The 19,689-nt window shown below is 59.0% G+C and carries 19 protein-coding genes and 1 tRNA gene; 13 read left to right on the top strand and 7 right to left on the bottom strand.

Annotated features, from left to right (window positions below):
- The first annotated feature begins 54 nt into the window (after positions 1-54).
- From ruvA to nadA, 13 genes are all read left to right on the top strand, one after another.
- Positions 55-663 carry a Holliday junction branch migration protein RuvA gene (ruvA, locus tag ACVVH8_RS23060; protein WP_008080221.1) on the top strand — a complete coding sequence of 203 codons (609 nt, stop codon included), beginning with the start codon at positions 55-57 and terminating at the stop codon, positions 661-663.
- Complete coding sequence (gene ruvB / locus ACVVH8_RS23055; protein ID WP_047599519.1) at positions 664-1,725, top strand: Holliday junction branch migration DNA helicase RuvB; 1,062 nt, start codon at positions 664-666, stop codon at positions 1,723-1,725.
- Positions 1,726-1,852: 127 nt separating this feature from the next.
- Positions 1,853-2,320, top strand: a complete 468-nt coding sequence (ybgC, locus tag ACVVH8_RS23050) for a tol-pal system-associated acyl-CoA thioesterase (RefSeq protein ID WP_077574280.1) — start codon at positions 1,853-1,855, stop codon at positions 2,318-2,320.
- On the top strand, positions 2,310-3,005 hold the full coding sequence (gene tolQ, locus ACVVH8_RS23045) for a protein TolQ (RefSeq protein WP_008080223.1): 696 nt from the start codon (positions 2,310-2,312) through the stop codon (positions 3,003-3,005). The genes ybgC and tolQ overlap by 11 nt, the downstream gene beginning before the upstream one ends.
- A 23-nt stretch (positions 3,006-3,028) precedes the next feature.
- Positions 3,029-3,481, top strand: a complete 453-nt coding sequence (gene tolR / locus ACVVH8_RS23040; RefSeq protein ID WP_161806672.1) for a protein TolR — start codon at positions 3,029-3,031, stop codon at positions 3,479-3,481.
- Entirely contained in the window at positions 3,481-4,545 is a 1,065-nt protein-coding gene (gene tolA / locus ACVVH8_RS23035; protein ID WP_103303958.1) for a cell envelope integrity protein TolA, read from the top strand. The genes tolR and tolA overlap by 1 nt, the downstream gene beginning before the upstream one ends.
- Positions 4,546-4,562: 17 nt before the next feature.
- Entirely contained in the window at positions 4,563-5,843 is a 1,281-nt protein-coding gene (gene tolB, locus ACVVH8_RS23030; RefSeq protein ID WP_171057245.1) for a Tol-Pal system beta propeller repeat protein TolB, read from the top strand.
- Between the two features lie 52 nt (positions 5,844-5,895).
- Positions 5,896-6,393, top strand: coding sequence for a peptidoglycan-associated lipoprotein Pal (pal, locus tag ACVVH8_RS23025; protein ID WP_003178634.1), 498 nt, complete (start codon positions 5,896-5,898; stop codon positions 6,391-6,393).
- Between the two features lie 6 nt (positions 6,394-6,399).
- Positions 6,400-7,233, top strand: coding sequence for a tol-pal system protein YbgF (gene ybgF / locus ACVVH8_RS23020; protein WP_007912724.1), 834 nt, complete (start codon positions 6,400-6,402; stop codon positions 7,231-7,233).
- Positions 7,234-7,399: 166 nt separating this feature from the next.
- A complete protein-coding gene (gene queE, locus ACVVH8_RS23015; RefSeq protein WP_475226533.1) occupies positions 7,400-8,047 on the top strand; it encodes a 7-carboxy-7-deazaguanine synthase QueE in 648 nt (215 codons plus the stop codon).
- Between the two features lies 1 nt (position 8,048).
- Positions 8,049-8,741, top strand: a complete 693-nt coding sequence (gene queC, locus ACVVH8_RS23010; RefSeq protein WP_103303961.1) for a 7-cyano-7-deazaguanine synthase QueC — start codon at positions 8,049-8,051, stop codon at positions 8,739-8,741.
- 62 nt (positions 8,742-8,803) lie between these two features.
- A tRNA-Lys gene (locus ACVVH8_RS23005) sits at positions 8,804-8,879 on the top strand.
- Positions 8,880-9,150: 271 nt separating this feature from the next.
- Positions 9,151-10,209: a quinolinate synthase NadA gene (gene nadA, locus ACVVH8_RS23000; protein WP_016773509.1), complete on the top strand. Its 1,059-nt coding sequence runs from the start codon at positions 9,151-9,153 to the stop codon at positions 10,207-10,209.
- A 135-nt stretch (positions 10,210-10,344) separates the two neighbouring features.
- On the opposite strand, the gene ACVVH8_RS22995 is transcribed toward nadA, so the two are convergent.
- From ACVVH8_RS22995 to ACVVH8_RS22965, 7 genes are all read right to left on the bottom strand, one after another.
- A complete protein-coding gene (locus tag ACVVH8_RS22995; RefSeq protein ID WP_475226529.1) occupies positions 10,345-10,833 on the bottom strand; it encodes an RDD family protein in 489 nt (162 codons plus the stop codon).
- Positions 10,834-10,929: 96 nt separating this feature from the next.
- Positions 10,930-11,142, bottom strand: a complete 213-nt coding sequence (locus tag ACVVH8_RS22990) for a cold-shock protein (protein ID WP_003175786.1) — start codon at positions 11,140-11,142, stop codon at positions 10,930-10,932.
- Positions 11,143-11,547: 405 nt separating this feature from the next.
- Entirely contained in the window at positions 11,548-12,672 is a 1,125-nt protein-coding gene (gene gcvT / locus ACVVH8_RS22985; RefSeq protein WP_475226526.1) for a glycine cleavage system aminomethyltransferase GcvT, read from the bottom strand.
- A 141-nt stretch (positions 12,673-12,813) separates the two neighbouring features.
- Entirely contained in the window at positions 12,814-14,190 is a 1,377-nt protein-coding gene (locus ACVVH8_RS22980) for an L-serine ammonia-lyase (RefSeq protein ID WP_475226524.1), read from the bottom strand.
- A gap of 200 nt (positions 14,191-14,390) precedes the next feature.
- Positions 14,391-17,243: an aminomethyl-transferring glycine dehydrogenase gene (gene gcvP / locus ACVVH8_RS22975; RefSeq protein ID WP_475226520.1), complete on the bottom strand. Its 2,853-nt coding sequence runs from the start codon at positions 17,241-17,243 to the stop codon at positions 14,391-14,393.
- A 10-nt stretch (positions 17,244-17,253) separates the two neighbouring features.
- Positions 17,254-17,637 carry a glycine cleavage system protein GcvH gene (gene gcvH / locus ACVVH8_RS22970; protein WP_103303967.1) on the bottom strand — a complete coding sequence of 128 codons (384 nt, stop codon included), beginning with the start codon at positions 17,635-17,637 and terminating at the stop codon, positions 17,254-17,256.
- Positions 17,638-18,068: 431 nt separating this feature from the next.
- Positions 18,069-19,577, bottom strand: a complete 1,509-nt coding sequence (locus ACVVH8_RS22965) for a sigma-54-dependent transcriptional regulator (RefSeq protein WP_475226517.1) — start codon at positions 19,575-19,577, stop codon at positions 18,069-18,071.
- Positions 19,578-19,689 lie beyond the last annotated feature (112 nt).

The raw sequence follows: 19,689 nt of genomic DNA, 5'->3' as shown, positions 1-19,689 counted from the left end.
GCACCTTTCGTCAGTCGCCAGCCCACGGCTGGCCAACGCTCAAGGATCTGAAACGTGATTGGACGCTTGCGCGGCACCCTGGCTGAAAAACAGCCGCCGCACCTGATTCTCGATGTAAACGGCCTCGGGTATGAGCTGGAAGTGCCCATGACCACGCTTTATCGGTTGCCGTCGGTCGGTGAACCACTGACCCTGCACACCCACTTGGTCGTACGCGAAGACGCGCAGTTACTCTATGGTTTTGCCGGCAAGCGTGAGCGAGACTTTTTTCGCGAGTTGATCCGTCTCAATGGTGTCGGGCCTAAATTGGCCTTGGCATTGATGTCGAGCCTGGAAGTCGACGAGCTGGTGCGCTGCGTGCAATCCCAGGACACCTCGGCGCTGACCAAGGTGCCAGGCGTGGGCAAGAAAACCGCCGAGCGTCTGCTGGTTGAACTCAAGGATCGCTTCAAGGCCTGGGAAACCTCGCCGGCCATGTTTGCCCTGGTGCCGAACCAGCCTGACGGCCCGGCGCCGGTCAACACCGCCGAGAACGATGCTGTGAGTGCGCTGATTTCCCTGGGCTACAAGCCTCAGGAAGCGAGCAAGGCGATTACCGCCATCAAGGACAAGAATTTGAGCAGTGAAGACCTGATCCGCCGCGCCCTGAAGGGAATGATTTAAGTGATTGAAGCTGATCGTCTGATCGCCGCCGCGCACAGTCCGCGCGAGCGCGAAGAAGTCCAGGACCGGGCCATTCGCCCGGTCAGCCTGGCCGACTATATCGGCCAGCCGACCGTGCGCGAGCAGATGGAACTGTTTATCCAGGCTGCCCGTGGCCGCAGTGAATCCCTTGATCACACGCTGATTTTCGGCCCGCCGGGTCTGGGTAAAACCACGCTGGCCAACATCATTGCCCAGGAAATGGGCGTGTCGATCAAGAGCACGTCGGGGCCGGTGCTGGAACGGCCGGGTGATCTGGCCGCGTTGTTGACGAACCTTGAACCGCACGACGTGTTGTTCATCGATGAAATTCATCGCCTGTCGCCGATCGTTGAAGAAGTGCTGTATCCGGCGATGGAAGATTTCCAGCTCGACATCATGATCGGCGAGGGCCCTGCGGCGCGTTCGATCAAGCTCGATCTGCCGCCGTTTACCCTGGTCGGGGCAACCACGCGCGCCGGCATGCTGACCAATCCGTTGCGTGACCGCTTCGGTATCGTCCAGCGTCTTGAGTTCTACAGCACGGCGGATCTGGCAACGATTGTCGGGCGTTCAGCGAATATTCTCGGTCTGCCGCTGGATCCGGAGGGCGCTTTCGAAATCGCTCGTCGCGCCCGTGGTACGCCGCGAATTGCCAACCGTCTGCTGCGTCGGGTGCGCGATTTTGCTGAAGTCCGCGCCAAGGGGCACATCACCAAGTCAGTGGCCGATCTGGCGCTGAACCTGCTGGATGTCGACGAGCACGGTTTCGATCACCAGGACCGGCGTCTGCTGCTGACCATGATCGAGAAGTTCGATGGCGGTCCGGTCGGGATCGACAGTCTCGCTGCGGCAATCAGTGAAGAACGCCACACCATTGAAGATGTGCTGGAACCGTACCTGATCCAGCAGGGCTACATCATGCGCACACCACGGGGCAGGGTGGTGACGCGGCATGCGTATCTGCATTTCGGTTTAAACATTCCGTCACGAATGGGTGAGATGCCCGTGGCAGACGAGTTTCTCGATGCCGTGGACGATTAATACACATTTGTTGTCGATTTATTCAGGGTTTGTACTGTCTGACGACGGTACTTTTGCGGTAAAGCCTTTGAACAATGAAAAACAGTTGCCTCGCCGGATTGGCAACCTGAGGAGTAAGCACTAGAGTATGCGCGCGCAAAACGGGCTTGAGCCGTTCGCACATCGTTGTCGCGTTTATTACGAGGACACCGATGCGGGCGGCATCGTGTATTACGTTAATTACCTCAAGTTTATGGAACGGGCTCGAACCGAGCGGCTCCGCGAGCTGGGCTTTGCTCAATCGCAGCTTGCCGGGGAGGATCTGTTGTTTGTCGTGCACTCCAGCGAAGCGCGCTACCACGCGCCGGCGCGACTGGACGACGAACTGCTGGTAAGCGCTGATGTAATCGAATTGAACCGTGCCAGCCTGCGCTTCAAACAGCAGGTCAGGCGGGCGACGGATAATGTGCTGCTCTGTGAAGGGCAGTTTTTGGTGGCCTGTGTGCGCACTAACAGTTTGAAACCCCGGGCCCTTCCCGAAGACTTGCGTGCGGCCTTCGCCGACGCGGTCGGTCCGGGTACACACTCAAAGCAGGAGATAAAGCGTGGAAGCTAACGTCGTCGACCATTCCTCCATGTGGAGCCTGGTCAGCAATGCCAGCATCGTGGTGCAGTTGGTAATGTTGACTCTGGTGGCCGCATCGGTGACCTCATGGATCATGATCTTTCAGCGCAGCAACCTGCTGCGTGCCGGTCGACGTGCCCTGGAGAGCTTCGAAGAGCGCTTCTGGTCGGGTATCGACCTGTCCAAACTGTACCGTCAGGCCGGCAGCAACCCTGACCCGGATTCGGGCGTCGAGCAGATCTTCCGTGCCGGTTTCAAAGAGTTCTCCCGTCTGCGTCAGCAGCCAGGTGTCGACCCTGAAGCGGTGATGGAAGGTGTGGCCCGGGCCATGCGCGTCGCCATCTCCCGTGAAGAAGAGAAACTGGAGCAGAGCCTGCCGTTTCTTGCCACCGTCGGTTCGGTCAGCCCGTACATCGGTCTGTTCGGTACCGTGTGGGGCATCATGAACTCCTTCCGCGGTCTGGCCAGCGCCCAGCAAGCGACCCTGGCCACCGTAGCCCCGGGGATCGCCGAAGCCCTGATCGCCACCGCGATCGGTCTGTTCGCCGCGATCCCTGCGGTCATCGCTTACAACCGTTTTGCTGCTCGCAGCGAAACCTTGCTGGGCCGTTACTACACCTTCGCCGATGAATTCCAGGCGATCCTGCACCGCAAAGTGCACACCAGCGAAGAATAAGCAGGTAATTTCCAATGGCTTTAATCGCTCGAGCTCGCAAAAAGCGCAAGCCGGTCGCCGAGATGAACGTAGTGCCTTACATCGACGTGATGTTGGTACTGCTGGTCATCTTCATGGTGACCGCGCCGATGCTCAATCAGGGCGTGAAAGTTGATCTGCCCAAGGTTTCCAGCGAAGCCTTGCCGCAGGACAACAACACTCAGGTCCTGACCATTTCGATCAAGGCTGACAAGACCTACTACTGGAACCTTGGCAGCGAAGTCGACACCGAGAAGCAGCAGGACAGGGCCATGACCCTGCCGCAAATGACCGATGCGGTGACCAAGATCATTCGCGCCGGCACCGAAGGCGGCAAGCGTACGCAGGTCTTTATCCGCGGCGACAAAACCGTTGATTATGGTTCCGTCATGGGCGCCATGGGCGGATTGCAGAAAGCCGGGGTCGGTAATGTTGGTTTGATTACCGAGGCCCCCTGATGCAGCAACTGCGAGAGCCGTCCGCCTCGGAAAGCTACTTCTGGCCTAGTGTCTGGGCGATTGTCTTGCACGTGCTGGTGTTCGGCATGCTGTTTGTCAGTTTCGCCTTCACACCAGAGCTGCCGCCGGCCAAGCCGATTGTCCAGGCGACCCTGTACCAACTGAAATCGAAAAGTCAGGCAACCACCCAGACCAATCAGAAGATTGCGGGTGAGGCGAAGAAATCCGCCGCGCGCCAGACCGAAGTCGAGCAGATGGAGCAAAAAAAGGTCGAGCAGGAAGCGGTGAAAGCTGCGGAACAAAAGAAAGAAGAAGCGGCTCAAAAGGCCGAGGAAGCCAAGAAGGCCGACGAGGCTAAAAAAGCGGACGAGGCGAAGAAGGCTGATGATGCCAAGAAAGCCGACGACGCGAAGAAAGCCGAGGCCAAGAAGGCAGAAGAGAAACAATTGGCTGATATAGCCAAGAAGAAGGCTGAAGAAGAGGCTAAGGAAGAAGCCAAGAAAGAAGCCGCTGAAGAAGCCAAGAAGAAAATCGTCGAAGACGCGAAGAAGAAAGCCGCCGAAGACGCCAAGAAGAAAGCAGAAGCTGAAGAGGCGAAGAAGAAGATCGCCGACGAAGCGAAGAAGAAAGCTGCTGCCGATGCTGCGAAGAAGAAAGCGCAGGATGCGGCACGTAAATCGACCGAAGACAAAAAGGCTCAGGCCTTGGCTGATTTGCTTTCCGACACGCCGCAGCGCCAGCAGGCCTTGGCCGATGAGCAGGGTGACGAAGTCGCGGGCAGTTTCGATGACCTGATTCGTGCGCGAGCAGCAGAAGGTTGGGCTCGTCCACCTTCGGCACGCAAAGGCATGACGGTCGTGCTGCAAATCGGCATGTTGCCGGACGGTACGGTGACTTCGGTCAGCGTGGCCAAATCCAGTGGCGACGGTCCGTTCGATGCTTCGGCAGTGGCGGCAGTGAAGAATATTGGACGTTTGACAGAAATGCAGGGAATGAAGGCGAGCGATTTCGCTCCATATCGTTCATTCAAGATGACATTCACACCTGAGGACTTAGCCTTGTGAGAAACCTTCTTCGAGGAATGCTGGTCGTGATCTGCTGCATGGCAGGGATCGCGATGGCTGATGAAAAGAACATTCTGGTCACCAGTGGTAGCGATCGGGCAACGCCGATCGCTGTTGTACCGTTCGGTTTCCAGGGCGGTGCAGTCCTGCCGGACGACATGGCTGAAATCATTGGTAACGATTTGCGCAACTCGGGCTACTACTCGCCGATTCCAAAGCAAAACATGATCAGCCAGCCAAGCCAGCCGAGCGAAATCATCTTCCGTGACTGGAAGGCGGTGGGTGCTCAATACATGATGGTTGGCAGCATCGTTCCAGCAGGCGGTCGTCTGCAGGTGCAATGGGCACTGTTCAACGTCGCCACCGAGCAGAAAGTGGCCGACGGCAGTGTCTCCGGTACTACCGAGCAGCTGCGCGACATGGCGCACTACATCTCGGACCAGTCGTTTGAAAAACTCACCGGCATCAAAGGTGCGTTTTCCACCCGTCTGCTGTACGTAACGGCTGAGCGCTTCTCCGAGAAGAACACCCGTTACACCCTGCAGCGTTCGGACTACGACGGTGCCCGCGCCGTGACTCTGCTGCAATCGCGCGAGCCGATTCTGTCGCCGCGTTTTGCACCAGATGGCAAGCGTATCGCCTACGTGTCGTTCGAACAGAAGCGTCCGCGCATCTTCATGCAGAACATCGACACCGGTCGCCGTGAGCAGATCACCAACTTCGAAGGCCTGAACGGCGCGCCAGCCTGGTCGCCGGATGGCAATCGCCTGGCGTTCGTACTGTCGAAAGACGGTAACCCGGACATCTATGTGATGAACCTCGGTTCGCGTCAGATCACCCGTGTAACCGCGGGCCCTGGCATCAACACCGAACCGTACTGGGGCAAGGATGGCTCGACCATCTACTTCACGTCCGACCGTGGCGGCAAGCCACAGATCTACAAAACCAGCGCCAGCGGTGGCGGTGCGGAGCGAGTGACCTTCATCGGTAACTACAACGCCAACCCGAAACTGTCGGCTGACGAAAAGACTCTGGTGATGATCCATCGCCAGGATGGCTTCACCAATTTCAAGGTGGCGGCCCAGGATTTGCAGCGAGGTAGTGTAAAGATCCTCACTGATAGCACTCTGGACGAGTCACCTACTGTTGCGCCCAACGGCACCATGGTAATCTACGCCACCCGCCAGCAGGGCCGGGGAGTCTTGATGCTCGTGTCCATTAATGGACGCGTGAGGCTCCCGCTTCCTACCGCTCAAGGCGAAGTCAGAGAACCGTCCTGGTCCCCTTACCTGAACTGACGCGGCGCTTTACGTTTTACTTAACACACTGGGGTTCATTAGGAGTTTCACGATGGAAATGCTGAAGTTTGGTAAATTTGCTGCGCTGGCTCTGGCCATGGCTGTAGCTGTAGGTTGCTCGTCCAAAGGCGGCGACAACGCCGGTGAAGGCGCTGTTGATCCAAACGCTGGTTACGGCGCAAACACTGGTGCCGTTGACGGTTCCCTGAGCGAAGAAGCTGCTCTGCGCGCAATCACCACCTTCTACTTCGAATACGACAGCTCGGACCTGAAGCCAGAAGCCATGCGCGCTCTGGACGTTCACGCCAAAGACCTGAAAGCTAACGGCGCTCGCGTTGTTCTGGAAGGCAACACCGACGAACGTGGTACTCGTGAGTACAACATGGCACTGGGCGAGCGTCGTGCGAAAGCCGTTCAACGCTACCTGGTACTGCAAGGTGTTTCCCCAGCTCAGCTGGAACTGGTTTCCTACGGCGAAGAGCGTCCAGTTGCTACCGGCAACGACGAGCAGTCCTGGGCTCAAAACCGTCGTGTCGAACTGCGTAAGTAATTCGATATGCGAACGTGCCGTCGTGCTGTAACTGTTCTGGCTCTCAGCCTCGCGCCGCTTGCGGCGTGGGCTGCGGTTCCTGTGGTCGATGACAACTCCGGTTATAACAATAGCGGGAGTAGTTATCCGCCTGCGGGTTACGGTACGAACGGCGCCTATGCCGGGGGAGCGGCTTCGGCCCCTGCCTCGGCACAAGGCATGCTGTTCAACCAACTGCAACAAATGCAGGATCAGATTTCGCGCCAGCAAGGCGTGATTGAAGAACTGCAGAATCAGGTTGCGCGCATGAAGCAAGAATCCCTGGAGCGATACCAGGATCTTGATCGGCGCATAGGATCCGGTGTTGCACCTGCCGCGACTCCTGAGAATTCTTCTGCCGGTGGCGATGCAAGTGCTGCTGCCGGTGCTGCCGCTGGCGCCGGGGCTGCTGCCCAGGCACCTGCTGCAAGTAGTGAACCGGGTGATCCGGCCAAGGAAAAGCTGTATTACGATGCCGCTTTCGACCTGATCAAAGCCAAGGATTTCGACAAGGCCAGTCAGGCTTTCGCCGCTTTCCTGCGCAAATACCCGAACAGCCAATACGCGGGCAATGCTCAGTACTGGTTGGGTGAAGTGAACCTGGCCAAAGGTGATCTGCAAGGTGCAGGTCAGGCGTTTGCCAAGGTATCGCAGCTGTATCCCAAGCATGCCAAAGTGCCGGATTCGCTGTACAAGCTCGCCGATGTAGAGCGCCGTCTCGGTCACACCGACAAGGTCAAAGGCATCCTGCAGCAGGTGGTGGCCCAATATCCGGGCACGTCCGCCGCGCAGTTGGCCCAGCGCGATCTGCAACGCATGTAACGCAGCTTTACCCGTTTGGAAGAAACCCGCGCTTGTCGCGGGTTTTTTCGTTAGAATTCACGCCCTTTTTCTGAAACACGCTTCTTGTGGTCTACGCGTTGGCGGGATTGCCTGAAGTGCCTGACGGAGGCGGACAGCCTGTTTAGCTGTTACGCCCGTGGCGACTATGCAAGACACATTGAGAATTACCGAAGTTTTCTACTCTTTGCAGGGGGAAACGCGGACCGCCGGGCTGCCCACGGTTTTTGTGCGCCTGACCGGTTGCCCATTGCGTTGCCAATACTGCGACAGTGCCTATGCGTTCAGTGGCGGGACAATCCGCACCCTCGACGACATCCTTGAACAAGTAGCCGGGTTTCGACCGCGCTACGTGTGCGTCACCGGCGGTGAGCCATTGGCACAGCCGAACGCCATTTCTTTGCTCAAACAGTTGTGTGATGCCGGTTACGAGGTTTCGCTGGAAACCAGCGGCGCCCTTGACGTTTCGGCTGTCGATCCGCGCGTCAGTCGCGTGGTCGACCTGAAGACGCCGGGTTCGAAAGAAGCTCACCGCAACCGTTACGAAAATATCGAACTGCTGACCCCGAACGATCAGGTGAAGTTTGTCATCTGCTCGCGGGAAGACTACGACTGGGCGGTTTCCAAGCTGATTCAGTACGGACTGGATCGACGCGCCGGCGAAGTGCTGTTCTCGCCTAGCCACCATGACCTGAATGCTCGGGATCTGGCGGACTGGGTGGTGGCAGACAATTTGCCGGTACGCCTGCAATTGCAGTTGCATAAATATCTTTGGAACGATGAGCCGGGGCGCTGACATGACCGAACAACTGAACACCACCGAAAAACGTGCGGTCATCCTGCTGTCCGGCGGCCTCGACTCGGCAACCGTCGTGGCCATGGCCCGCGCCGAAGGCTATAGCTGCTACACAATGAGTTTCGATTATGGCCAGCGCTCTCACGCAGAATTGCACGCTGCTGCCCGCGTTGCCCGGGATCTGGGTGTGGTCGAACACAAGGTGATCGGCCTCAACCTGAACGGCATGGGCGGCTCGGCACTGACTGATAGCAGCATCGACATTCCGGAGGAGCTGGGCGAGGGCATCCCGGTCACTTATGTGCCGGCGCGCAATACCGTTTTTCTGTCTCTGGCGCTGGGTTGGGCTGAAGTGCTCGGCGCTCGCGACATCTTCATCGGTGTGAACGCCGTGGACTATTCCGGTTACCCGGATTGCCGTCCCGAGTTCATCGAGTCGTTCGAGCGCATGGCGAATCTGGCGACCAAGGCCGGTGTCGAGGGCAATGGCTTCCGTATCCAGGCGCCGTTGCAGAATTTGAGCAAGGCGCAAATCGTTCAGGCAGGCGTGAAGCTTGGTGTCGATTACGGCCTGACCGTTTCCTGCTATCAGGCCGATAATGACGGCCGCGCATGCGGCAAATGCGACAGCTGCCGCCTGCGTGCAGAAGGCTTTGCGGCAGCCGGTGTGGAGGATCCAACACCTTATTTTTGATTTTTTTCAAAAAGGTGTTGAATAGTCCTTAAAAATCAGTATTATACGCGCCACCACACAGCGGGTCGTTAGCTCAGTTGGTAGAGCAGTTGGCTTTTAACCAATTGGTCGTAGGTTCGAATCCCACACGACCCACCATATTTGGCGGTTTAGAAAATCCGGAAGGCCCACGAAAGTGAGGATTTCCGGGTTTTTTTTTGCCTGCAATTCGGGCGTCTGCTCTTTCAGTGCCAGCGGCGCTGACGCAGGTCAGAATCATCTTTTGTATCAACGGGATATTCTGTAGCCTTGCGCAGCTTCAACGCTGTCCGTGCCTGATAAAACTCACTCTCCCGGCGGTACCCTCAAGCGGTCCGGAGCCGGGTGTATACTCGACTTTCGCGCGAAAGCGCCTGCAGGTCTTGCGAACATGACGCAGATTTCCGAACGCCTTCTGGTTCAAGCCCACCTCGATGCCAAACAGCCCAAACCGCTGACGGCCGAGGAAGAGGCTTATTACCGTTCTGCCATCGCCGCCGAGCTCAAGGCTCAGGACGCGGTGTTGGTTGCCCACTTTTATTGCGACCCGGTGATTCAGGCTCTGGCCGAAGAAACCGGCGGCTGTGTCTCCGACTCCCTGGAGATGGCTCGCTTCGGCAATGCTCATCCGGCCAAGACCGTAGTGGTCGCCGGCGTGAAGTTCATGGGCGAGACCGCGAAGATTCTCAATCCTGAAAAACGTGTGCTGATGCCAACTCTGGAAGCGACTTGCTCGCTCGACCTGGGTTGCCCGGTGGACGAGTTCTCGGCGTTCTGCGATCAGCATCCAGAGCGCACGGTAGTGGTTTACGCCAACACTTCCGCTGCCGTGAAGGCGCGGGCCGACTGGGTGGTGACATCGAGCTGCGCACTGGAAATCGTCGAAAGCCTGATGGACAACGGCGAGACCATCATCTGGGGGCCGGACAAGCATCTGGGCACTTATATCCAACGCAAGACCGGCGCCGATATGCTGCTCTGGGACGGTGCCTGCATCGTCCATGAAGAGTTCAAGTCCAAGCAGCTCGAAGACATGAAAGCGCTGTACCCGGACGCGGCAATTCTGGTGCACCCGGAATCGCCGACTTCGGTGATCGAACTGGCCGATGCCGTAGGCTCCACCAGTCAATTGATCGCTGCCGCGCAAAGCCTGCCGAACAAGACGCTGATTGTCGCCACCGACCGAGGCATCTTCTACAAGATGCAGCAGCTGTGCCCGGACAAGGTCTTCATCGAGGCGCCAACCGCCGGTAACGGCGCCGCGTGTCGCAGTTGCGCACATTGCCCGTGGATGGCCATGAATACCCTTGAGCGCACGCTCAAGAGCTTGAAGGAAGGGACGAACGAGATCTTTGTTGATCCGGCGTTGATTCCGCAGGCGATTCGGCCGTTGAAGCGGATGCTGGACTTTACGCAAGCGGCGCGGATGAAGCTGGCCGGTAACGCCTGAGGTCTTTCAGGCAACAAACAAACCTGTAGGAGTGAGCCTGCTTGCGATAGCGGTGTGTCAGATAGCAATTATGTTTGCTGACACACCGCTATCGCGAGCAGGCTCACTCCTACTGTGGTTTCTGGCGTCTGGAAATTACTTGGTCTTCTTCGGAATCCGCACCACGCGGGTGTCGGAATAGATGTCGTGCCACGTGCGCTTCTGCTTGTCGTACAGCGACCAGAAGAATCCGAGCCCCACACACAGCCACGAAGCAATCGACACCATGAAGCGCAGCAGCGCCTGCCACAGGCTGATCGCCTCGCCATTGGCGTTCTGTACGCGAATCCCCCACACCTGCATACCCAGTGTCTGCCCGCCATGGGTCCAGAATTTGGCGAAGAAGGCAAACAGCACCAGCAACAGCACTGTCGAGTAGAGCGGATCGCCGTCGAGTTTGCCGGCGTCGGTCATTGCGCGCAGACGTTCTTCGCCGATGATCGCCGCCTGGATCAACTTGTAAACGAAGCCGGTCACGATCAGCAGAGCGGTGCACAGCAGAAAGTCATAGAACATCGCGGCCAGACGACGGCCGAGGCCAACGGGAGGAAAGTCGCCCTCGGGGGTGAGCAGGTTTTTCGACATGGCAGCCTCTGGACGCAAAATGAAGCGCCATTTTACGGATTCGCGCGCACAAAAAAGCCCCTGATATCAATATCAGGGGCTTTTTCGTTACAGAGATCAGGCTTCTGCTTGTACTTCGTCAGCCTGCATGCCTTTCTGGCCTTGCACAGCAACGAAAGTCACTTTCTGGCCTTCTTTCAGGCTCTTGAAGCCGTTGCCCTGGATAGCGCGGAAATGCACGAACAGATCCGGACCGCTTTCAGGAGTGATAAAACCAAAACCTTTCTCGTCGTTAAACCACTTGACGGTACCGCTCTGACGTTGGGACATTTCTTATTTCCTTTGACGCAATAAATTGATGACAGTCTCTTTCTCATGAAAGAGTACTGGGGCTGGTTGCAGGAGAGTAAGAAGACGTCGAACGGGATGTAGCTAACTTGTAGGCTACTGCCCAGGTCACGATTCCAAGCTGACCCATGCAAACACAGTGGACAAACTCTACGCCAACTACGGGAGAAAAAACAAGCCCCCGCAAGGGCCCGGTTTTGCTGCACTTGCTGGCAGTTAGTCGGTCCACTAGTGCAGGCTTAGACGATTAGCTTGTTCAAATCTTTTCGAACGTTATAAGCAAAGTTCATATTCGAATCGACTGTTAGAAAATGCACTTTTTTGTGGCGATTGCGTTACACATTAGTGCACGCATAACGCAATCGCGTTACTTATAGAAACAGTCAGTCAACCACGATAGTAGCGTTGTGGAACAAATGGCATTTTGCTTACAAGCATTGGCACCTTTTTCCCACGCACGATGGCCCAAACGGTTGTATCGAGGGTGACATAAGCACTGTCGAGGTAGCCCATCGCCAATGGCCCGCCCAGGGTCGGTCCGAAACCGCCGCTGCACACGCTGCCAATGATCTCGCCCGCTTCGTTGACGATCTCCGCGCCTTCACGCACTGGCGTGCGTTCTTGCGGCAGCAGGCCGACGCGTTTACGCGCGACACCGTTCTCTTGTTGAGCAAAGACTTGTTCTGCACCCGGGAAACCGCCGGCCCGTGCGCCATCGGCGCGGCGCGGCTTGGAGATCGCCCACAACAGGCTGGCCTCGATTGGCGTGGTGGCGGTGTTCATGTCGTGGCCGTACAGGCACAGACCGGCTTCAAGGCGCAGCGAATCGCGAGCGCCAAGGCCAATGGCCTGGACTTCTGGCTCGGCGAGCAGGGCGCGAGCGAGTTTTTCCGCATCGGCGGCTGGCACCGAGATTTCGAAGCCGTCTTCACCGGTGTAACCCGAACGGCTGACGAAGCAATCCACACCCAACAGTTGCACGCGGTTGAACTGCATGAAGGTCATTTTCGCGACCTCAGGCGCGAGGCGCGCCAGCACGGTAACCGCTGCTGGACCCTGCAGAGCGAGCAGGGCACGGGCTTCGAACAGCTCCGTAATGGTGCACTGATCGCCGATGTGTTTTTGCAGATGCGCCAGATCCTGATCCTTGCACGCCGCGTTGACCACCAGGAACAGTTCGTCGTTACCGAGGTTGGCGACCATCAGGTCGTCGAGAATGCCGCCGGTTTCATTGGTGAACATCGCGTAACGCTGCATGCCCACTGGCAGGTCGATGATGTCCACCGGCACCAGGGTTTCCAGGGCTTTGGCGGCGTTGGCACCGGTCAGGCGAATCTGGCCCATGTGCGAAACGTCGAACAGCCCGGCCTGCTCACGGGTGTGCTGGTGTTCTTTCATCACGCCCAACGGGTATTGCACCGGCATGTCGTAGCCGGCGAACGGCACCATGCGGGCGCCAAGTTCGATGTGCAGAGCGTGCAGCGGGGTTTTCGACAGTTGTTCGGTGGACATGCGTGGCTCCTTGAAAATTTGAGTTTGGGATGAGGGGCAAGATTGAGATCAAGATCAAAAGCCCCTCACCCCAGCCCTCTCCCGGAGGGAGAGGGGGCTAAGTACGATCGTCTCCCTGAGGGAGGCGGAGTTAAATAAGGTTCAGCATTCGATAATGTTGACCGCCAGACCGCCGCGGGCGGTCTCTTTGTATTTGCTTTTCATGTCGGCGCCGGTCTGGCGCATGGTGCGAATGACTTTGTCGAGGGAGACGAAATGTTGACCGTCGCCACGCATGGCCATGCGCACCGCGTTGATCGCCTTCACCGAGCCCATCGCATTGCGCTCGATGCACGGCACTTGTACCAGGCCGCCAATCGGGTCGCAGGTCAGGCCCAGGTTATGTTCCATGCCGATCTCCGCAGCGTTCTCGACTTGCTGCACGCTGCCGCCGAGCACTTCACACAACGCGCCGGCCGCCATTGAGCAGGCAACGCCGACTTCACCCTGACAACCGACTTCGGCGCCGGAGATGGAGGCGTTTTCCTTGTAGAGAATGCCGATGGCCGCCGCAGTGAGCAGAAATCGCACCACGCCGTCGTCATTCGCACCGGGAATAAAGCGCATGTAGTAATGCAAAACAGCAGGAATAATCCCCGCCGCACCGTTGGTCGGCGCCGTGACCACGCGCCCGCCGTTGGCGTTTTCTTCGTTGACCGCCAAGGCGTAGAGGTTGACCCAGTCGAGCACCGACAACGGATCGCGCAGCGCTGATTCCGGGTTCTTGCACAGTTGCCGATGCAGCGCCGCCGCACGTCGTTTGACCTTCAAACCACCCGGCAAGATGCCTTCGTTACGGCAACCCGCCGCGACGCAGTCCTGCATCACCTGCCAGATCTTCAGCAGACCGGCACGGGTTTCCGCTTCCGGGCGCCAGGCGCTTTCGTTGGTCAGCATCACCTGACTGATCGACAGACCGTAGGTGGCGCAATGACTGAGCAAATCCTTGGCACTTTTGAACGGGAAGGTCAGCGGCGTGGCGTCTTCGACGATGCGATCGGCACCGGCCGCATCCTCGTCGACCACGAAACCGCCACCGACCGAGTAGTACTCGCGGCTGCGAATCTGAATGCCTGCCGCATCGAATGCACGAAAGATCATGCCGTTGGGGTGATAGGCCAGCGGCTTGCGGATCATCGCCAGGTGTTCTTTTTCGTTGAACGCAATGCTGTGCTCGCCGAGCAGATTCAGCAGGCCGTTGCCGCGAATGTCTTGCAGGCGCGCGGCGACGGTTTCGGTGTCGACGGTGTCCGGGTGTTCGCCTTCGAGGCCGAGCAGTACGGCTTTGTCGCTGCCGTGCCCCTTGCCGGTGGCGCCGAGGGATCCGTAGAGCTCAACGCGAACGCTGGCGGTGCTAGTCAGCAGGTTTTCACGTCGCAGGCCTTCAGCGAAGCGCGCAGCAGCGCGCATCGGGCCGACGGTGTGGGAGCTGGAGGGACCGATGCCAATCTTGAACAGGTCGAACACGCTTAACGACATGAGTGGTTCTCCGGTTTCTTGTTATAGGAATTGGCGGAATATCAGGCTTGATGCGTTCCTTGTGGGAGCTGGCTTGCCAGCGATGGCGGTGTGTCAGGCAATAGAAGTGGAGACTGATCCACCCTCATCGCTGGCAAGCCAGCTCCCACAGGTTTTGCGGTGTTGTCGGGAGTGGGGGCAAATGAATGCCCCCCATTCCTTTAAGCGTAGCTTTCGATCGACGGGCAGGCGCACACCAGGTTGCGGTCGCCGAACACGTTGTCGACGCGACCGACCGGCGGCCAGTATTTACCTTCGATCAACGACGCCACCGGATACACCGCTTGCTCGCGGCTGTACGGGTGGGCCCATTCGCCAACCAGCTCTGCCGCGGTGTGCGGAGCGTTTTTCAGCGGGTTGTCGTCCTTGTCCAGCGTGCCGTTTTCCACGGCGCGGATTTCTTCGCGGATGCGGATCATGGCGTCGCAGAAGCGGTCCAGTTCTTCCTTGGATTCGCTTTCGGTCGGCTCGATCATCAACGTGCCCGCCACCGGGAACGACATGGTCGGAGCGTGGAAGCCGAAGTCGATCAGACGCTTGGCGACGTCATCGACGCTGATGCCGCTGCTGTCTTTGAGCGGACGCAGATCAAGGATGCACTCGTGCGCCACCAGACCGTTGCTGCCGGTGTACAGCACTGGGTAGTGCTCTTCCAGACGACGGGAAATGTAGTTGGCGTTGAGGATCGCCAGTTGCGAAGCACGCTTCAAACCGGCGCCGCCCATCATGCGAATGTACATCCAGGTGATCGGCAGAATGCTCGCGCTGCCGAACGGTGCCGCGCACACCGCGCCTTCTTTGCGTTCCATCTGGCCATGGCCCGGCAGGAACGGTGTCAGGTGCGACTTGACGCCAATCGGGCCGACGCCCGGGCCGCCACCGCCGTGCGGAATACAAAAGGTCTTGTGCAGGTTCAAGTGCGAAACATCGCCGCCGAACTTGCCCGGTGCGCAGAGGCCGACCATCGCGTTCATGTTGGCGCCGTCGATGTACACCTGGCCGCCGTTGTCATGAATGATCCCGCAGATTTCGCGGATGCCTTCTTCAAACACGCCGTGGGTCGACGGGTAAGTGATCATCAGGGCAGCGAGGTGTTCGCGGTGCTCGATGGCCTTGGCGCGCAGGTCTTCGATGTCGACGTTGCCGCGCGCATCGCACGCAGTCACAACCACGCGCATGCCAGCCATGTTGGCGGTGGCCGGGTTGGTGCCGTGGGCGGACGACGGGATCAGGCAGATGTCGCGACGCTCATCGCCACGGCTCTGGTGGTAGGCGCGGATCGCCAGCAGGCCGGCGTACTCACCTTGCGAACCGGCGTTCGGTTGGAGCGAGATCGCGTCGTAACCGGTGGCGGCGCAGAGCATCGCTTCCAGTTCATCGGTCAGTTGCTGATAACCGGCGCTTTGCGCTGCTGGAGCGAACGGGTGCAGGGCGCCGAATTCGGCCCAGGTCACCGGGATCATTTCGCTGGCGGCGTTGAGTTTCATGGTGCACGAGCCCAGCGGGATCATGGTGCGATCCAGTGCCAGGTCCTTGTCCGCCAGTTTGCGCAGGTAGCGCATCAGCTCGGTTTCCGAGTGATAACGGTTGAACACCGGGTGGCTGAGGATTGGCGACTGACGTACCAGCGCAGCCGGGATGGTGCTGTGCACCGAAGCGGCCAGCGCAGCGAAGTCCGGCAGGGTCTTGCCGTCGGCGAACAGGCTCCACAGGGTTTCGATGTCAGCCTGGGTGGTGGTTTCGTCGACCGACAGGCCCAGACGTTCGGCATCAATCACGCGCAGGTTGATCTGCGCAGCGTGAGCCTTGTCGTGCAGCGCGGCGGTTTGCGCGCCGGTGGCCAGAGTCAGGGTGTCGAAGAAGCTTTCCTGCTCGACCTTCAGGCCCAGCGCGGTCAAGCCCTTGGCGAGAATCGCGGTCAGGTGATGCACGCGATTGGCAATCTGCGTCAGGCCTTTCGGGCCGTGGTAGACGGCGTACATGCTGGCGATGTTGGCCAGCAGCACTTGCGCGGTGCAGATGTTCGACGTGGCCTTCTCGCGGCGGATGTGTTGCTCGCGGGTCTGCATCGCCAGACGCAGCGCCGGTTTGCCGAAACGGTCAACCGAAACACCGACCAGACGGCCCGGCATGTCACGCTTGAATGCATCCTTGGTGGAGAAGTAAGCCGCGTGCGGGCCACCGAAGCCCAGCGGCACGCCGAAGCGTTGTGCCGAACCGATAGCGACGTCCGCGCCGAACTCGCCCGGGGCGGTCAGCAGGGTCAGGGCCAGCAGGTCAGCGGCGACCGCAACCAGCGCATTGGCGGCGTGGAAGCGTTCGGTCAGTTCGCGGTAGTCGAACACATCACCGTTGCTGGCCGGGTATTGCAGCAGCGCGCCAAAGAATGGCGTCACGTCGGTCAGTTCACGCTCATCGCCCACAACGACTTCGATGCCCAGCGGCTCGGCACGGGTGCGTAGCACGTCGAGGGTTTGCGGGTGGCTGTGGATCGAGGCGAAGAACTGGTGGCTGCCTTTGTTCTTGCTCAAACGTTTGCAGAAGGTCATGGCTTCGGCAGCGGCGGTGGCTTCGTCGAGCAGGGAAGCGTTGGCGATCGGCAGGCCGGTGAGGTCGCTGATCAGGGTCTGGAAGTTCAGCAGCGCTTCAAGACGGCCCTGGGAAATTTCTGGCTGGTACGGCGTGTAAGCGGTGTACCAGGCCGGGTTTTCCAGGAGGTTGCGCAGGATCGGCGACGGCGTGTGGCAGTTGTAGTAGCCCTGGCCGATGTAGGTCTTGAACAGCTGATTCTTGCCGGCGATCGATTTGATCATCGCCAGGGCATCGGCTTCGCTCAGACCGTCGTCCATGCCGAGCACGCTGGTGCCCTTGATGCTTTCCGGGATGACGCTGGCGCTCAGGGCTTCGAGCGAATCGAATCCGAGGCTGTTGAGCATGGCTTGCTCGTCACCGGCGCGCGGGCCGATGTGACGGGCGATGAATTCGTTGGCGGTGCCGAGTTGTACTTGGGTCATGTCAGGTTCCTCAGGCTTCGGCTTGGGCTTTGATCAGACGGTCGTAAGCGTCTTGATCCAGCAGTTTGCCGACAGCGGCGGCGTCGCTTGGCTGGAAGCGGAAGAACCAGCCTTGGCCCAGCGGATCTTCGTTGACCAGTTCCGGGGCGTCTTCCAGTGCCGGGTTCACTTCCAGTACGTCACCGTCCAGCGGCATGTACACGCCGCTGGCGGCTTTTACCGATTCCACGGTGGCGGCTTCAGCGCCTTTTTCATAAGCCTGCAGTTCAGGCAGTTGCACGAACACCACGTCGCCCAAGGCGTTCTGCGCGAAAGCGGTGATGCCGACAGTGACAGAGCCGTCAGCTTCGGCGCGCAGCCATTCGTGATCTTCAGTAAAACGCAACTCGCTCATGGAAACTCCTCAGGGGCCAGACTCGTCTGGTGGACGCGGTTGAAGGCGTGGGCAGGGAAGCCCTTATTTATGAAGGGTTCATTAGCAAGAACGCGGCCAAGGTTTATTTATCCATATAAATCAATGGGTTATCTATTTGGTCGAGATGATTGATTGAGTAGAGTGTAGCGAAATCGCTACAGCGTGGAGCGAGGAAAAAAGCTGAACGGGATCAAAGCCTTGCACAGCGGTGACCGGAGGAGGGTGTAGCGATATCGTTCCGCTGTAGCGCTTTCAGTACAGATGGAGGTCGTTTTTGAGCGGATTTCGAATCCGTCACATAACCCTGTGGGAGCTGGCTTGCCAGCGATAACGTCTTTACCTGTGATATTGCAGGTGACTGACGCACCGCTATCGCTGGCAAGCCAGCTCCCACAGGTTTTGCATTGTGCTCAGAGCTTGTTGGGAATGCCGTACTTGCGCAACCGATGGGCGATAGCGGTGTGCGAGGTCTGCAAGCGGCTCGCCAGTTGCCGGGTCGAGGGGTAGCTGACGTAGAGTTTTTCCAGCAGCGACTTTTCGAACGACTCGACCGCTTGTTCGAGGCTGTCGACGTCGCTGTCAGTCTGCCGTGCAACGGAGGTGCCGGCGATGTCGAGATCGCCGATGTCGACCAGGCTGCTTTCGCAGATCGCGGCGGCGCGGAAGATCACGTTCTGCAACTGGCGCACATTGCCTGGCCAGCGGTTGCCGAGCAGGGCCGGATAAGTACCGGGGGCGAGGCGGCAGACCGGGCGCTGGATCTGCGCGCAGGCCTGCTGCATGAAATATCGCGCCAGCAGCAGAATGTCCTGACCGCGTTCGCGCAGTGGCGGCACTTCAACGTTGAGCACATTGAGGCGATAGAACAGGTCTTCGCGGAACAGGCCTTCGCTGACCATTTTTTCCAGATCACGGTGAGTCGCGCTGAGGATGCGCACGTTGACCTTCACCTCACGATCGCCACCGACGCGGCGGAAGCTGCCGTCATTCAAAAAGCGCAGCAACTTGGCCTGCAAGTACGGCGACATCTCACCGATTTCGTCGAGAAACACCGTGCCCTGGTTGGCCAGTTCCATCAGCCCCGGTTTGCCTCCCCGCGCCGCGCCGGTGAAGGCGCCGGGAGCGTAGCCGAACAGTTCGCTTTCGGCGAGGTTCTCCGGCAGAGCCGCGCAGTTCAGCGCGAGAAACGGTGCGCTATGTCGCGCACTGATGGCGTGGCAGGCGCGGGCCACCAGTTCTTTACCGGTGCCGGTTTCACCCTGGATCAACAGCGGCGCATCCAGGGCTGCCACTCTTTGAGCGCGAGCCTTGAGGGTACGAATCGCCGGAGATTCGCCGAGCAGGGCATCGAAGCCTTCGGCGTGGTCATGGTGCAACGCCGAGAGCTGTTCGCCGATGCGGTTCGGTTGATACAAGGTCAGCAGGGCGCCAGCGTCGGTGATCGGCGTGGCGTCGAGCAACAGGGTCTGGCCGTTGACGGTGATCTCGCGCAGCGGCAGACGGAAGCCGTGTTCGAGCAGGGTGTCGAGCACGCCGGGATCGTTGAACAGTTCCGCGACGCTTTCGCCGGCCGGTTCGCGACCGTACAACGCGATCAACGCCGGATTGGCCAGCAAGACTTTGCCGGCACTGTCGAGCGCCAAAACGGGATCAGTCATCGCCGCGAGCAACGCGTCGAGCTGCAAGTGCCGACGCTGACCGGGGAGGATGTCGACCACGGTCACCGCTTCCACGCCGCGCACACGAAACAGCGCATCTTTGAGTTCTTCGAGTACTTGCGGGCTCAAGGTCGGCGCGTCGATGTAGACGTTGGGCGGGATCATCTCCACCGCATCCAGATTGAGATTACGCCCACCGAGGATAGCCAGGACTTCCTGGGTGATGCCGACGCGGTCGATGAAGCTGACGTGGATACGCATGGGGCGGTTTTGGGTTCTGGATTGCGGAGGGTGGCAAGTATGCCTTGGGGCGGGCTAATGGTGAAACCTGTGTCCCCGCTGATCGTTCCCATGCTCTGCGTGGGAATGCATC

The organism is Pseudomonas trutticola BRTCR10, assembly GCF_056155105.1.
Note: the sequence above shows the minus strand (reverse complement) of the source record. Positions and strands in the feature narration are given on the sequence as shown.

Excerpts from the sequence above, each read along its gene's own strand:
- ybgC (WP_077574280.1), top strand. The coding sequence starts at position 1,853 with ATGCGCGCGCAAAACGGGCTTGAGCCGTTCGCACATCGTTGTCGCGTT.
- tolA (WP_103303958.1), top strand. The coding sequence starts at position 3,481 with ATGCAGCAACTGCGAGAGCCGTCCGCCTCGGAAAGCTACTTCTGGCCT.
- tolB (WP_171057245.1), top strand. The coding sequence starts at position 4,563 with ATGCTGGTCGTGATCTGCTGCATGGCAGGGATCGCGATGGCTGATGAA.
- pal (WP_003178634.1), top strand. The coding sequence starts at position 5,896 with ATGGAAATGCTGAAGTTTGGTAAATTTGCTGCGCTGGCTCTGGCCATG.
- ybgF (WP_007912724.1), top strand. The coding sequence starts at position 6,400 with ATGCGAACGTGCCGTCGTGCTGTAACTGTTCTGGCTCTCAGCCTCGCG.
- queE (WP_475226533.1), top strand. The coding sequence starts at position 7,400 with ATGCAAGACACATTGAGAATTACCGAAGTTTTCTACTCTTTGCAGGGG.
- queC (WP_103303961.1), top strand. The coding sequence starts at position 8,049 with ATGACCGAACAACTGAACACCACCGAAAAACGTGCGGTCATCCTGCTG.
- nadA (WP_016773509.1), top strand. The coding sequence starts at position 9,151 with ATGACGCAGATTTCCGAACGCCTTCTGGTTCAAGCCCACCTCGATGCC.
- ACVVH8_RS22995 (WP_475226529.1), bottom strand. The coding sequence starts at position 10,833 with ATGTCGAAAAACCTGCTCACCCCCGAGGGCGACTTTCCTCCCGTTGGC.
- ACVVH8_RS22990 (WP_003175786.1), bottom strand. The coding sequence starts at position 11,142 with ATGTCCCAACGTCAGAGCGGTACCGTCAAGTGGTTTAACGACGAGAAA.
- gcvT (WP_475226526.1), bottom strand. The coding sequence starts at position 12,672 with ATGTCCACCGAACAACTGTCGAAAACCCCGCTGCACGCTCTGCACATC.
- ACVVH8_RS22980 (WP_475226524.1), bottom strand. The coding sequence starts at position 14,190 with ATGTCGTTAAGCGTGTTCGACCTGTTCAAGATTGGCATCGGTCCCTCC.
- gcvP (WP_475226520.1), bottom strand. The coding sequence starts at position 17,243 with ATGACCCAAGTACAACTCGGCACCGCCAACGAATTCATCGCCCGTCAC.
- gcvH (WP_103303967.1), bottom strand. The coding sequence starts at position 17,637 with ATGAGCGAGTTGCGTTTTACTGAAGATCACGAATGGCTGCGCGCCGAA.
- ACVVH8_RS22965 (WP_475226517.1), bottom strand. The coding sequence starts at position 19,577 with ATGCGTATCCACGTCAGCTTCATCGACCGCGTCGGCATCACCCAGGAA.